The sequence below is a fragment of the Nonomuraea glycinis genome (assembly GCF_035920485.1).
GTDB classification, from domain to species: Bacteria; Actinomycetota; Actinomycetes; order Streptosporangiales; family Streptosporangiaceae; genus Nonomuraea; species Nonomuraea glycinis.
In genome coordinates, this window is sequence record NZ_CP109166.1 from 2,761,750 (window position 1) to 2,775,165 (window position 13,416).

The 13,416-nt window shown below is 70.7% G+C and carries 17 protein-coding genes; 6 read left to right on the plus strand and 11 right to left on the minus strand.

Going from position 1 to position 13,416, the window contains the following annotated elements; all coding sequences use genetic code 11:
• The first annotated feature begins 52 nt into the window (after positions 1-52).
• A complete protein-coding gene (locus tag OHA68_RS12710) occupies positions 53-1,474 on the plus strand; it encodes a sensor histidine kinase (protein ID WP_327107823.1) in 1,422 nt (473 codons plus the stop codon).
• Positions 1,475-1,549: 75 nt separating this feature from the next.
• Here the strand turns inward: OHA68_RS12710 and OHA68_RS12715 are convergent, their stop codons facing one another.
• The 4 genes from OHA68_RS12715 to OHA68_RS12730 all read right to left on the minus strand — a co-directional run bounded on the left by OHA68_RS12715 (position 1,550) and on the right by OHA68_RS12730 (position 3,952).
• Entirely contained in the window at positions 1,550-1,945 is a 396-nt protein-coding gene (locus OHA68_RS12715) for a hypothetical protein (protein ID WP_327107824.1), read from the minus strand.
• On the minus strand, positions 1,942-2,316 hold the full coding sequence (locus tag OHA68_RS12720) for an SgcJ/EcaC family oxidoreductase (RefSeq protein ID WP_327107825.1): 375 nt from the start codon (positions 2,314-2,316) through the stop codon (positions 1,942-1,944). The genes OHA68_RS12715 and OHA68_RS12720 overlap by 4 nt, the downstream gene beginning before the upstream one ends.
• Before the next feature lie 141 nt (positions 2,317-2,457).
• Complete coding sequence (locus tag OHA68_RS12725) at positions 2,458-3,057, minus strand: PadR family transcriptional regulator (protein WP_189137663.1); 600 nt, start codon at positions 3,055-3,057, stop codon at positions 2,458-2,460.
• 73 nt (positions 3,058-3,130) lie between these two features.
• Positions 3,131-3,952 (minus strand): MBL fold metallo-hydrolase, encoded by an 822-nt coding sequence (locus OHA68_RS12730; RefSeq protein WP_327107826.1) that lies wholly within the window; start codon positions 3,950-3,952, stop codon positions 3,131-3,133.
• 28 nt (positions 3,953-3,980) lie between these two features.
• On the opposite strand from OHA68_RS12730, the gene OHA68_RS12735 reads away from it, so the two are divergent.
• Positions 3,981-4,412, plus strand: a complete 432-nt coding sequence (locus OHA68_RS12735) for a VOC family protein (protein ID WP_189137661.1) — start codon at positions 3,981-3,983, stop codon at positions 4,410-4,412.
• Positions 4,413-4,485: 73 nt separating this feature from the next.
• Positions 4,486-5,670 (plus strand): TerC family protein, encoded by a 1,185-nt coding sequence (locus OHA68_RS12740; RefSeq protein WP_327107827.1) that lies wholly within the window; start codon positions 4,486-4,488, stop codon positions 5,668-5,670.
• Here the strand turns inward: OHA68_RS12740 and OHA68_RS12745 are convergent.
• Complete coding sequence (locus OHA68_RS12745; RefSeq protein ID WP_327107828.1) at positions 5,655-6,854, minus strand: MFS transporter; 1,200 nt, start codon at positions 6,852-6,854, stop codon at positions 5,655-5,657. The genes OHA68_RS12740 and OHA68_RS12745 overlap by 16 nt on opposite strands.
• 87 nt (positions 6,855-6,941) lie before the next feature.
• On the opposite strand from OHA68_RS12745, the gene OHA68_RS12750 reads away from it, so the two are divergent.
• On the plus strand, positions 6,942-7,670 hold the full coding sequence (locus OHA68_RS12750) for a helix-turn-helix domain-containing protein (protein ID WP_327107829.1): 729 nt from the start codon (positions 6,942-6,944) through the stop codon (positions 7,668-7,670).
• Here OHA68_RS12750 and OHA68_RS12755 read toward each other — a convergent pair.
• Together OHA68_RS12755 and OHA68_RS12760 are read right to left on the minus strand one after the other, a co-directional pair.
• Positions 7,665-8,087 (minus strand): hypothetical protein, encoded by a 423-nt coding sequence (locus OHA68_RS12755; RefSeq protein WP_327107830.1) that lies wholly within the window; start codon positions 8,085-8,087, stop codon positions 7,665-7,667. The genes OHA68_RS12750 and OHA68_RS12755 overlap by 6 nt on opposite strands.
• A 71-nt stretch (positions 8,088-8,158) precedes the next feature.
• A complete protein-coding gene (locus OHA68_RS12760; RefSeq protein ID WP_327107831.1) occupies positions 8,159-8,809 on the minus strand; it encodes an NAD(P)-dependent oxidoreductase in 651 nt (216 codons plus the stop codon).
• A 105-nt stretch (positions 8,810-8,914) separates the two neighbouring features.
• Here OHA68_RS12760 and OHA68_RS12765 point away from each other — a divergent pair, with 105 nt between their 5' ends.
• Entirely contained in the window at positions 8,915-9,271 is a 357-nt protein-coding gene (locus OHA68_RS12765) for a winged helix-turn-helix transcriptional regulator (RefSeq protein ID WP_225277127.1), read from the plus strand.
• A 56-nt stretch (positions 9,272-9,327) separates the two neighbouring features.
• On the opposite strand, the gene OHA68_RS12770 is transcribed toward OHA68_RS12765, so the two are convergent.
• The gene (locus OHA68_RS12770; protein ID WP_327107832.1) at positions 9,328-9,975 is read right to left on the minus strand and encodes a response regulator transcription factor; all 648 of its coding nucleotides are present in this window, start codon (positions 9,973-9,975) and stop codon (positions 9,328-9,330) included.
• A 1-nt stretch (position 9,976) separates the two neighbouring features.
• Complete coding sequence (locus tag OHA68_RS12775) at positions 9,977-11,119, minus strand: sensor histidine kinase (protein ID WP_327107833.1); 1,143 nt, start codon at positions 11,117-11,119, stop codon at positions 9,977-9,979.
• A gap of 227 nt (positions 11,120-11,346) precedes the next feature.
• Between OHA68_RS12775 and OHA68_RS12780 the strand changes: the two genes are divergently transcribed.
• Positions 11,347-11,922 (plus strand): DinB family protein, encoded by a 576-nt coding sequence (locus OHA68_RS12780; RefSeq protein WP_189137652.1) that lies wholly within the window; start codon positions 11,347-11,349, stop codon positions 11,920-11,922.
• Positions 11,923-11,962: 40 nt separating this feature from the next.
• Here the strand turns inward: OHA68_RS12780 and OHA68_RS12785 are convergent, their stop codons facing one another.
• Both OHA68_RS12785 and OHA68_RS12790 read right to left on the minus strand, forming a co-directional pair.
• The gene (locus OHA68_RS12785; protein ID WP_327107834.1) at positions 11,963-12,862 is read right to left on the minus strand and encodes a hypothetical protein; all 900 of its coding nucleotides are present in this window, start codon (positions 12,860-12,862) and stop codon (positions 11,963-11,965) included.
• Positions 12,859-13,401, minus strand: a complete 543-nt coding sequence (locus OHA68_RS12790) for an RNA polymerase sigma factor (protein ID WP_327107835.1) — start codon at positions 13,399-13,401, stop codon at positions 12,859-12,861. Before OHA68_RS12790 ends, OHA68_RS12785 begins: the two co-directional genes overlap by 4 nt.
• Positions 13,402-13,416 lie beyond the last annotated feature (15 nt).

A 13,416-nucleotide genomic window follows, 5' to 3' on the forward strand; every position in this document is an offset into this window, starting at 1 on the left:
GCTCGACCTCTCGTCCGCACGCCCCCGCACGCCCCACCGGAGCGGTGATCGCATGAAGATCGACCCCTCGTCCGTACGGCTGCGCGCGACGATCGCGGCGACCCTGGTCGTGGCCGTCGCGCTGGGAGCCATCACGGTCGTGCTGGTGGTGGTGCTGCGCGGCAGCCTGACGGGCGCCGCGGACGCCGAGGCCTTCAGAAGGGCCGGCATCGCCGTCGAGGCCGTGCGGGTGGGCGCCCACGCCGAAGTGGCGCCCACCGCCACCGCGAACGGCCTGGGCGCCCAGGCCGAAGTGGCACCCACCCGCACGAACGACCTGAGCGCCCGCACCGAAGCGGCGCCCACCCGCACGATCGACCTGGGCGCCCGCACCGAAGCGGCGCCCACCGGCACCGCGCAGGGCCTGGGCGCCCACGGCGAGACGGTGTTCGTCGGCGACCCCGACCTCTACCTCGCGAAGACGACCGAGGAGCCCCTGGCCGAGTGGGCGCCCGCGAGCAGCTATGCGGTGGCCGGGCAGCGGGTGACGACCCCCCAAGGCGCCGCCATGCTGTACGCCAGGGTGCCGCTCACCGGCACCGAACAGGCGTTGCAGACGCTCAACGGCGTGCTGCTGCCGGGGGTGCCGGCGCTGCTGATCCTGGTGGCGGCCATGACCTGGTTCTCCGTCAACCGGGCGCTCGCCCCGGTGGCGGCCATCCGGGCCAAGCTGGCCCACATCACCGCCCGCGACCTGCACGAGCGGGTGCCCGTCCCCCGCTCGCGGGACGAGATCGCCGCCCTGGCCACCACCGTGAACGGCACCCTCGACCGGCTGGAGGCCTCCGTCGAGACGCACAAGACGTTCGTCGCCGACGCGGCGCACGAGCTCCGCAGCCCGATCGCCACCCTGCGCGCCCGGCTGGAGCTGGCCGAGCCCAGCGAGCTGACCGCCGAGGCACTCACCGACGTGGCGCGCCTGCAGTCCCTCGCCGCCGACCTGCTCCTGCTCGCCCGGCTCGACGCGGGCGAACCACCGCGCGCCACCGACGTCGACCTCGGCCAGGTGGCCGTGGAGGAGTCCCTGCGGATCAGCCGGCGGCCGGAGCTCGACCTGGACCTCGACATCGAGCCCGACGTGGTGGTACGCGGCTCGCGCGGCCACCTCGACCGCCTGGTGACCAACCTCGTCGACAACGCCCTGCGGCACGCCACGACCCACGTGCTCGTACGCGTCCGCACCGACGGCGATCAGGCGATCCTTCAGGTGCACGACGACGGGCCGGGGATCCCGCCCGAGCAGCGCGAGGCCGTGTTCGACCGGTTCACCAGGCTGGACGAAGCCCGAGCCAGGGACGCCGGCGGCGCCGGGCTCGGGCTGCCCATCGCCAGGGACATCGCGCTGCTGCACGACGGCACCCTCACCGCCGAGGACGGCGGCTTAATCGCCACCTTCCCGGCGAACTGCCGGACCGGCTCCGGCATGATCCCGTAGTAGCCGTTCTCCAGGCCCGCCAGCAAGGCGGGACCGATCGCCCGGCCTCAGGTGCGGCCGGGCGATCGGGGGCGGTCACGTGAGGCGGGTGCCGCAGCTCAGGTCGGCGCCCAGGCGGGCGAGACTTTCGTCGAAGCTCCGGCGAGTGGTGTCCGCGAAGCCGACGAAGAACCGGTTGGCGAGCCCCACCCCCCACCGCGCCCGCACGGCGACGTTGTAGACGCGGTGGACCACCAGCGTGCCCTCGGGGTGCGGAGCCAGCGTCCACTCACCCCGATACCACCAGCCGCCCTGGAACGCGATGAGGTCCTCGGTGACCTCGACGGTCGAGGTGTGCCCCGGCGCGTCCGCCACGGTGAACCGCCCCACGACGTCCCGGCCGCCGGGCAGCAGCACCCGCCCCAGCGCGGCCCGTACGGTGGCAGCGGGCGCCTCCACCACCCCGGACACCTCCGTCACCAGCCTTTTCACGGTCGTCCCACCCGAGTGTTCTGGAAGGAGGCGAAGCGCCAGCCGTCGGGGGTGTGGACGGCGGTGTAGGTGAGGACCGAGTCGCGGCCCGGCTCGCGCTCCCCGTTCACCACGGAAGCGCCGGTGGCGATCACCAGCGCGACGGTGTCGCTCAGCATCCGGACGGACGGCTCGTCCGCGGCTTCGATCTTGATCGGCATCTTGAAGAGGTCGCGGTGCCCCTCGTCGATGGCCTGCCTGCCCTTGAGGCGCAGGCCGAAGTAGGTGATGTAGTCGGCGTCCTCGGTGAACAGCGCGGCGTAGGCGGCGGCGTCACCGGCGTTCCACGTCTCGTAGACGCCGTCGATCAGGTTGTGGATCTCTTGGGACATGGCACTGCTCCTAGGGTCAGCGGCGCCTATCCTGAGACTGCGAGTCCTGGACAGGGCAGGCGCCTTGTTCGGATTTCCGGCCGTCAGGGTGTTGGCGCACCCTGACGGCCTGCTCATTCTTGCGGTGTCTCTCCTGCGGGGTCATTCCTCCAGTGCGCGCTCCATCAGCGACTGTTTGACCGTGGCCGGCCAGTCGAGCTCGCCGCTCTCCATCCGGCCGAGCACTTCGCGCACCCAGTCCTGCTCAGCGGCGAAGAGTGCCCGCTCGCATTCGAGCTCGAGCATGAGCAGCCGGGGCAGGCCGTTCTCCGCCATCGTGGCCATCTGCGCGTCGAGCCCGCCGATCGCGCCCGTGAGCGCGGCCACACGGAGGCGCAGCGACTTGATCGCGGCCTCCGTCGGCAGCACCCCGATGAGCGAGATCGCGGCCACCAGCGTGCGGCGGTCCGGCTCCGGCTCCTCCAGCAGCCTGCGGAGCCGGGTGCTCAGCTCGCGCCTGCCCTCGTCGGTGATCTCGTAGACCGTCCGCTCCGGCCTGCGGCCCTCGCGGTCGGTCTTGGTGGGAGTGATCAGCTCGTCCCTGGCCAGCCTCTCCACCGCGTGGTAGAGGCTTCTGGGCAGGCCGGTCACATAGTCCTTGTGCGTGTCGATGATGAAACGGTGCAGCTCATAGGGGTGGCTGGCGCGCACCGAGAGTATGGCGAGCACAGTGAGCCCCACCAGATCGTGGCGTCGTGCCATGATGCCTCCCTCTATATTGCAATATGCACTATAGGCAGAGCAGGCTCCGCTGTCCAGGGCCGCGCCGCCGCCGTCAGGCCTGCAGGGCGTCGAGCTGCAGGAAGGCCCGCTCGATGGCCTGGCGGGTCACTTCCTCGCTGTAGGGGAAGGCGTGGATGAGGTCACGCAGCCCCTCCACGTGCGCCCGCCTGGCCAGCTCGGCCACCGCCACCAGGTCGCCGTGCTGGCCGATCACGAAGTCCCGGTCCACCACCGCGCCGTGGCCGGGGACGTACACCAGCTCGCGCATCTCGTTCAGCATCCGGGCGGTGGTGTCCGGCCAGTCGAGCGGGTAGGAGTCGCCGAACGCCGGCGGCGCCCCCTGCTCGACCAGGTCACCGGCGAAGACCACGCCCGCGTCGGGGATGTGCGCGACGATGTCGTTGGAGCTGTGGCCCAGGCCGAAGTGGCGCAGGTGGACGATCCGCCCGCCGATGTCCAGGGTGGCGGCCGTGGTGAAGGTGTGGTCCGGCGGGTCGATCTCCACCTCCGCCACCTCCTCGCGCCGCTCCGCCGGGACGAATCCGGCCACCTTGCTCCGCTGCTCCGCGCCGTACAGCTCGATCTCCTCGGCGCACCGCGCGTGGCCCCAGATCTCCGCCGGGCGGAAGAGCGCGTTGCCGAAGTAGTGGTCGAAGTGCGCGTGACTGTTGACGACCGTCCACGGGCTGGCGGTGATCCCCCTGATCGCGTGGATCAGGTCGGCCGCCTCACGGTGCGACATGCGGGTGTCGAACACCAGGCAGTGTCCGTCGCCGACGACGAGGCCCACATTCAGGTCGTACGACTCGTGGCGCCGGACGTAGACCCGATCGCCGACCTCCTGCCACGATTTCAGCTCTCGTACCAACGTCATGGGCAAAGACCCTATCTAGCATGAGCTCATGGCATATGACATCCAGGTAGTCATCGATACCCAAGATCCGCACAACCTGGCCGACTGGTGGGCGGAGGCTCTGGGCTGGCAGGTGGAGCGGCAGGATGAGGCGTTCATCCGCAGCCTGATCGAGAAGGGACACGCGACCGAGGACGACACCACCTTCCACCACGGCAACCTGGTGTGGAAGGAGGGCGCGGCCATCCGTCATCCGAGCGGCCTCGAACGCGCCCCCCGGGTGCTGTTCCAGGTGGTGCCGGAGACCAAGACGGTCAAGAACCGCGTCCATCTGGACATCCGGGTGGGCGCCGACAGGATCGACGCCGAGGTGGCCCGGCTGGTCGGCAAGGGCGCCACGGTGCTGCACAAGGGCCGTCAGGGCCCCACCTGGTGGGTCACGATCGCCGACCCCGAGGGCAACGAGATCTGCCTCGCTTGAGCCCTGTTCGCAGGGGTAACTGCTTGACTCAGCGCTTAGACTGCGCTCCCGATAGCGAGACTTGGAGTCACACGTGCACGTGCCGGTCCTGGTGTGGTGGTTGACGGTCATCGGTATCGGCGGCCTGTTGCTCTTCGACTACTTCTTCCACGTACGCAAGGCGCACATCCCGACACTGCGGGAGTCGGCGGTGTGGTCGGCCGCCTACGTGGGCGCCGCCATCCTGTTCGGCATCGGCGTGTGGCTCTTCGGCGGCTCCGACATGGGCGCCGAATACTTCGCCGGTTACGTGACCGAGAAGGCGCTGTCGGTCGACAATCTGTTCGTCTTCCTCATCATCATGGCGAGCTTCCGGGTGCCGAGGGCGGACCAGCAGAAGGTGCTGCTGTTCGGGGTCACGTTCGCGCTGATCGCCAGGACCGGGTTCATCTTCCTGGGCGCGGCGCTGATCAACAGCTTCGCCTGGGTGTTCTACCTCTTCGGCCTGATCCTGCTCCTCACCGCCGGCAACCTGCTCAAGCCGGAGGCCGAGAAGGGCCACTCCGGCGAGAACATCATGGTCCGGCTGGCCCGCAGGTTCCTGCGCACGTCCGAGCACTACGACGGCGACAAGCTGATGACCATGGTCGACGGCAAGCGCGTCCTGACCCCGATGCTGCTGGTCATGGTGGCCATCGCCGGGACGGACCTGCTGTTCGCGCTGGACTCGATCCCGGCCATCTTCGGGCTGACGCAGAACGTCTACATCGTCTTCACCGCCACCGCCTTCTCCCTGCTGGGGCTGCGCCAGCTCTACTTCCTCATCGACGGGCTGCTGGACCGGCTCATCTACCTCGCCTACGGGCTGGCCGCGATCCTGGCCTTCATCGGCGTGAAGCTCATCCTGCACGCGCTGCACGAGAACAACGTCCCGTTCATCAACGAAGGCGAGCCCGTACCGGTCGTCGAGATCTCCACCGGCCTGTCGCTGACGGTGATCATCGGCGTCCTCGTCATCACCGTGATCGCCTCCCTGGTCAGCCGCAAGGGCCGCGCCCAGAATCTGTCGTCGGCCGCCCGCCGCTATGCCACCCGGCTGCTGGACCCGGAGTGCGACCCGGAGGAGTGCGCGGACACCTACCGCAGGCTCCTGGCGGAGGAGAAGCACCTGCGGACCCTGCCGGAGAAATACCAGAAGAAGTTCCGCGAGGACGAGAAGCTCATGGACCTGCTGCACAGAGCCCATGAGGCCTGGGACGCCGACTACACCCGCACCTGACGGGTCGACATCCGCGCGACCAGCAACCACCAGATGAGCAGTTGGAGCAGGGCGAGGACCATCACGAAGGGCATCAGGGTCCACACCCCGGCGCCCTGCGCGACGGCGCCCGCCAGCCAGGGCAGCCCGGCGGAGCCCGCGACCGACAGGCCGTTCATGACGCCGATGGCCGTGGGCACCAGCCGGGGCTCGGTGAGGTAGGGCACCACCGCCATGGCCGTCGGGAAGAGCGGTCCGAGGAAGAACCCGAGCAGCACGAACCCGACGGCGGCCACGGCCGCGACCGGCGCCAGCCACGCCAGCCCGATCGCGGCCGCGACGCCGACCAGGCAGGCGTAGGTCATGCCGGTGGTGGTCGAGCCGATCCTGGTGGCGATCGGGCTGATCAGGAAGCGGCCGGCGGTCAGCCCGAGCCAGTAGCCGCTGACGGTGTACCCGGCGGTCAGCTCCGGCAGGGCGTGCTCGCCGACGAGGTAGGAGAACCCCCAGTTGCCCACGCCGATCTCCAGCCCGACGTACACGGCCAGGAACGCGCAGGCGAGCAGCACCGCGGGGGACCGCAGGACGGTGGCGAGCAGCCCGCTCCTGGCCGGCGTGACGGGCGTCCGCTCGTGGGTCACGCCGTCGTCGTCCCGCCTGGGGTAGGCCAGCACGAACCCGGCGACGAGCGGCACGCACACCAGCGCCAGCACCACCCACACGGCCTGCCACGGCATGAACCGCAGCATCCACACGGCCAGCAGCGGCCCGAGCAGCGCGCCGACACCGAAGAAGGCGTGCAGCCGGTTGAGCAGCGTGGTGGCCGAGGGCAGCCTGGCGAGGAAGACGTTGAGCACCGACTCCAGCAGGCCGGTGCCGTACCCGGCGAGGACCTGCACGGCCAGGAAGGCGGCGAACGGCGGCCGGACGCCGGTGTAGAGAGCGGCCAGCACGTACGCGCCACCGCCGGCGATCAGGACAAGGCGGGTGCCGAAGCGGTGCACCAGCGGCCCGGCGGTGGACCCGGCGAGCATGAACCCGGCGGAGAAGGTGAAGAACGTGATCCCGATCGTCGGCTTGTCCACGCCGTAGTCGGCCATCTGAGCGGGCAACAGCACCCCGGCCACCGCGGCGCTCATCCCGACCAGGACGAAGACCGCGTACGCCAGGAAGACCGGCAACCCCGTACCACGCACAATCGACACGTGACTCCCCCGATGCGGCCCCCTAGACGGCATTAAAACGTTCATCACGAAGGCGGACAAGTCCTCTCCCGGGGGCAGACTGGATCCGTGGATTTCCCCGAGACTCTGCGCGCGTCCCGGCGGCGCCGTCACCTCAGCCAGCTCGACCTCGCCCTCCGCTCGGGCACGACCCAGCGCCACATCAGCTTCATCGAGACCGGCCGCTCCCGGCCCGGCCGCACCATGGTGGTGCGGCTCGGCGAGTCGATGGAGCTGCCGCTCAGGGAGCGCAACGAGCTCCTGCTCGCCGCCGGCTACGCCCCCGTCTACCCGCGCACGCCGCTCGACGACGAGCGGCTGGCACACGTACGCGCCGCGCTCGGGCACATCCTGACCGGCCATCTGCCCTACCCGGCGATCGTGGTGGACGCCGGCCACGACCTGGTGCTCGCCAACGACGCCTTCGTGCTGCTCACCGAGGGTGTCGCGGAGCACCTGCTGCGCCCTCCGGTCAACGTGCTGCGCCTCTCGCTGCACCCCGACGGGCTGGCGCCGCGGATCACGAACCTGGCCGGGTGGGCGCGGCACATCCTCGACCGCATCCCCCGGGACGAGCTGTACGACGAGCTGTCGGGATATGTGCCGCAGCCGTCACCCGGACCGGATCACGTGGGCTTCGCCGCCCCCATGGCGCTGCGCACGGCGCGGGGCGAGTTGCGGCTGACGACCACGATCACCACGTTCGCCACCGCGCTCGACGTCACAGTGGCGGAGCTGAGGCTGGAGGCCTTCCTACCCGCCGACCCGGCCACGGCGGCCCTGCTGGCCGGGTCATAGGCCGGGGAACATGTAGTCCTCGACGATGCGGCCGTCCCGGTCGAGGACCAGGACGTCCTGCCCGCCCCCGACGGGCTCGCCACCGCCCACGGGGACCATCCGCCAGCCGAACTTGATCACGTCCTTGAGCCGGACCGCGTCACCGGCCGCTCGGAAGGTGAACTCGCCCGGCGCGACGAAGTCGGCGTAGCTGCGCGTCACCCTCAGTTCGATCTCCCCGTGGCCGTGCGCCTCCAACGTCGGGCGGTCGAAGCCGAGCTTGGCGGCGACCTCCCGGATCTCCTGCGGCGGCTGCAGGATGTGCGCCCCGTCCTCGGCCCACAACTCCTGGATGGCCTTACGGCGCAGCTCCGCATCGGGCTCGACCCAGATGGCGATATAGCGGTCGGCCAGGTCCTGGGGGTCAATGTCCGGCATGGTTTCTCCTTCGATCGGTGCCTGACCGATGCTCCGGGAAGGCGCGAAGCCGGACAATTCCCCGCAGGGAATCACGGTGCCACGGCGACCAGGGTCCGGTGGTGCTTCGGGGCCTCGATCTCGTCGACGAGCGCCGCCGCGAGGTCGGCGTAGGGGAACAGGACGCCCTCCTCGGCCGCCGCCACCTGGGTGCCGCCGACCCGGTAGCGGCCGGTGCGGGCCGCCTCGGCGTCCAGGAGGGTGGGCGGCGGCGCGAGCACCAGCCAGTCCACGGAGGTCGGCGCGGCGCGCAGCGCCTCCAGCTCGGCCACGTGACCGAGGGAGAACGCCCGCGCCTCGGCGGGGAAGCCGGGGGTGTCGAGCAGCATCACCCCGGGGGAGACCTCCAGGGTGGTACCGATGCCGATGAGCACGAGCCGGCCGACCCCGGCCCGGGCCAGCCCGTCGAGCAGGGCGTGCGCCGTACCCACGAAGAACTCCTCCGGCGGCGTGTCGAGCCGCGCGACGGCACTGATCGCCGCGTCATGCCCGGCCGCGACGGCGGCGACGCTGCCGGCGTCGGTGGCGTCGCCCCTGACCAGCGCCACGCCGTCACCGGCCAGGGCCTGGTGCGCGGCCGGATCGCGGACGACCGCGGTGACCCGGTGGCCGCGCGCGACGGCCTCCGCGACCGCGTGCCGGCCCGCTCGGCCGCCCGCGCCGAAGATGACGATCTCGCTCATGGAATGCTCCGTTTCGGCAGTGCCGGCCTGGTCGCCGGCCACTGCCGCGGACGCTAGTCGCTGACCCCTTGGTTCCCGCAACGATAGTTACGTACGCTCGGCGGGGTGAGGCAGCCACTTGATCCTGAGATGTTCAGCGGATGCTCGGCCGAGAACCCGCCGATCCGCATCGGTGACAAATGGACGTCGAAGATCATCGTGTGCCTGAAGTCGGGGCCTCGGCGCTTCTCCGAGCTGCAGGTTCCGCTGCGTGGCGTCACACCGAAGGTGCTCACCGCGACGCTGCGGGCGATGGAGCGCGACGGGCTGGTCACCCGCACCGCCTACCCGGAGATCCCGCCACGGGTGGAGTACGAATTGAGCCCGCTCGGCCGCACGCTCCTGGAGCCCATGGCCGCCATGTGCGCCTGGTCCCGGGCCCACCTGCACGAGCTGCTCGACGCCCGCGAGTCAGCGCTCTAGGCGTCGCGGCGCGAGTCAGCGCTCTGCAGTCCGGCGTCGCGGCGCGAGTCAGCGCTCTAGAGCAGGCCGGCGTCACGGACCTTTATCGCGACGTGGACGCGGTTGTCCGTCTCCAGCTTGGTGAAGATCCGGGTGATGTTCGCCTTCACGGTGGCGACGCTCATATACAGCCGCTCGGCGATCTCGGCGTTCGAGCTGCCCCTGGCCACCTCGACCGCCACCTCACGCTCCCGTTCGGTGAGCCTGGCCAGCTCCGCCTCCGCCTGCCGGCGCTGCGGCTCGGCCCCGCCGGTGGCCGCGGCGATCACCTGCCGGGCGACGCTCGGCGACAGCACCGGCTCGCCCCGCGCCACGGTCCGCACCGCCTCGATCATCTGCGGCGGTGGCGTGTCCTTCAGCAGGAAGCCGTCCGCGCCGAGCTGCAGGGCGCGCAGCACCATGTCGTCGGCGTCGAAGGTGGTCAGCACCAGGATGCGGGGCGGGTTCGGCCAGGACAGCAGCAGCTCGGTGGTGACCAGCCCGTCCTGGTGCGGCATCCGGATGTCCATCAGCACCACGTCGGGCCTGAGCTCGCGGATCACGCCCATCGCCTGACGTCCGTCCGCCGCCTCGCCAACGAGCTCCAGGTCGGCCTCGCCGCCGAGAATGAGCCGCAGCCCGGTCCGTACCAGCGCGTCGTCGTCCACGATCACCAGTCGAGTCACCTTACGAAGCCTCCCATGGCAACCGGACATCGAGGACGAATCGCCCGTCCTTGAGGTCATGAGCGAACGAGCCACCGGCCATCCGGCTCCGCTCCGCCAGCCCGACCAGCCCCAGCCTCCCGCCCGGCCCGGCCGGCGTGCCGTACGGCGCGGGGTTGCTCACCCTGATGCTCAGCCCGTCCCCCGGCCGCCCGCCGAGCTCGGCCCGCACCTGGCTGCCGGGCGCGTGCTTGCGCGCGTTGGTCAGCGCCTCCTGCACGATCCGGTACGCGTGCCGCCCGGTCTGCGCGGGCAGCGACTCCCGATCCTCGATGGTGTCGCGCACCTCCACCCGCTGACCCGCCGCCCGTACCTCCTCGAACAGCGCGTCCACCTGCGCCAGCGTCGGCTGCGGCGCCTCCACCGCACCGTCCCGCCGCAACGTGCCGAGCACCGAGCGCAGCTCGTTCAGCGACTGGTGCGCGTTCTCCTGGATCGCCAGCGCGGCCTCGCGCGTCTCCTCCGCGGTGAGATTCGTCCGGTACGCCAGGCCGCCCGCGAGCATCGACAGCAGCGAGATCCGGTGCGCCAGCACGTCGTGCATCTCCTGCGCGATCTTGACCCGTTCGGCCAGCCTGGCCTGCTCGACCCGCTGCGCTTGCGCACGCTCGGCGGCCACCTCGGCCGCTCGCTCCGAGGCGGCCAGGTCGCGCCGCCCGCGCAGGTAGAGGGCGAAGATGGTCAGCCCGCCCAGGACGGCGGTCCCGGACACCAGGGAGACGGAGGTCGCCTGGGTGATGCCGCTCCTGGTCGACTGGACGAGCAGGCACAGCCAGTAGACGATCGCGATCGGCACGAGCTGCCGCCGGCGGCGATGGGTGCCCAGCGACACGTACGCGACGTACGCCGGGCCGGTCGCCGTGGTGGAGACGGCCGTCAGCAGCCCGGTCGCCAGCGCGGTCTGCCACGGCAGGCGGCGCCGCCAGCGCATCAGCACCAGCCCGGCCAGGCCGAGCGCCACGTCGACCAGGGCGCCCGCGAGCCGGTCCGGATCCTGCCGCACGACCGTGGCCAGGACGACGCCGTGGAACAGCATGGGCACCGCGGCCAGCAGGTAGCGCAGCGCGACGCCGTCGCGGTCCAGAGGCGGCTGGTTCTCATGCACGGCTTCAGCTTAGGAAAGGCCCGGCCCGCGCCTTAGCGACCTGGGTCGGCATCGGGGTGGCCGCAGGTCTACAACAAGTGTCAGTGCCCGTCGCTACGCTCGCGCCAGAAGCTTCGAGCCCTTGACGATCCGAGTTCCCTTTCAAGATCCGAGCTCCTTTCGAGCCCCTGACGAGCCGAGCCACTGGAGACGAGCATGACCGACGAGCCGAGCCCCTGGAGACGCGTATGACCGAGAAAGAGCTGCTGCTCGCGAGCCTGCGGGAGTTCCGCGACGCCATGGTCTACAAGCTCGACGGGCTGAGCGACGCCGAGCTGCGCATGCCGATGACCCCCACGGGCACCAACCTGCTCGGCCTGGTCAAACACCTGGCCGGCTTGGAGTACGGCTACCTGGGCGATTCGTTCGGCCGGCCCGCGCCGGAGCGGATGTCGTGGATGGACGACGGCAGCGCCTGGGACGGCGCCGACATGTGGGTCGCGCCCGGCGAGTCCACCGACTACATCGTCGGCCTCTACCAGCGCGCCCGCACCCACGCCGACGAGACGATCGAGGCGCTGGAGCTCGACCACGTCGGCACGGTGGCCTGGTGGGCGGAGGGCAGGCGGGAGACGACGCTACGCCAGATCGTGCTGCGCATGATCGGCGAGACGGCACGGCACGCCGGGCACGCCGACATCGTCCGCGAGTTGCTCGACGGCTCAGGCGGCCGGCATCCCGGCGACCCGTCGTTCCCCGCCGACGCGGACGCCTCCTGGTGGCGTGAGTACGTGGCGCGCATCCGGGACTCAGCCCACCACTGACACCGTCCCTAGGGATCCTCGCGTGAACGGCATCGACACCTCAGTCCTCGGCCCAATGGTGGGGTGACGGCAGTTTCGATCCGGGAACCGAGTCGTACGGCACGGTCTTGGGGGCCAGGACGGTGAGTTCGACGGCGTCGGAGGCGAGCTTGCTGCCCGACTCGACGATCCAGTCATCCTTGATCTGATCGGCGTCGACATGGTAGCCCGCACCGCTGCCGTCGGGCTTGAGCCACATCAGCTCGTACGTGAGCTTCAGCCCACGCCGCTCCATCTCGGCCCGGACCTTGGAGACCGGCTTGCCGGCGCCGTCGTAACCTTCCGAGCCGTCCGTCCGGAATTCGGGCGGCGGAATCGGGATGATCTGCACGCGCTGCGCGTAGGGCTCCCCGGGCGCGGCGAGCCGGCCGATCCCGAACACGATGTTTCCCGTGAAACCGACCGGCATGGAGATCCTGCCGCACCAGGCGGAGGCGCAGTCGTACGAGCTCTGGATCGTCATGCCCGTCCCCGGCGGGAACGTCCCTGACGCGGCCGGGCCGATCAGTTTCCCCACGTCCTGCGCCGCCACGGGGACCTTCTTCACCTCGGCGTTCAGCCCCACGGCGCGAAACGCCTCGGCGAACGTCTCGGCTTCGGCCTCGGGGTCGGTGATCGTGACAGTGATGAAGTCCTCTCCGGTCCTGAGCGTCACGGCGGCGTTGGCGTACTCGGTCACCGGCCCGCCGACGGGCACCCAGACGATCAGGGCGGCGGCCAGCGCGACCGCCACCGCACCGAGCCCGAGGCCGCGCCACCAGGGGAAGCGGGTGCGTACGGGCTCGCGCTTCTCGGACATGATCGAGTCCATCAGCGCCCGCGCCCCCGCGCCGGACGCCTGCCCCACCGGCTCCCTGACCAGGTCCTCGTCGCGAACCCGCGCGAGATCGGTGATGTTCACGATGCACTCCCTTCGATCACGACTGCATGTACGGCATCGATCCCGGCCGCGGCCAGGCCACGGGCAAAGCGTTTGCGGGCCCGATAGAGCCTGACGCGGGCGGCGTTGCGGGAGATGCCGAGCGTCTTGGCGATCTGTCCGGGATCGAGCAGCTCCCAGGCGACCAGGGACAGGAGCTCCCTGTCGTCGTCGGACAGCGTGCGGAAGACCCGGCCCACCTGCGACAGATCCTCAGCGGGCGGCTCGGCGACGAGCGGCGAGGCGGCCAGCTCGGCGCGGAGTGCGGCGGTGCGCTGCTCGTGCCGGCGCTCGCCGCGTCGCTGGTTCGCCAGCACCTTCCTGGCCACGCCGAACAGCCACAGCTTCGCCTCGTCCCCTCGGGGGACCTCCTCGATCCGCCGCCAGGCCACCATGAACGTCTCGGCCACGACGTCGGCGGCGTCCTCCGGATCGGGGCACCGCCGTAACGCGTAGCCCAGCAGTGGTCCGTACGAAGATCCGTAGATCTCCTCGAACCTGCTCTCGGGATCGGCTCCCATCCGGTCTCCTCACGT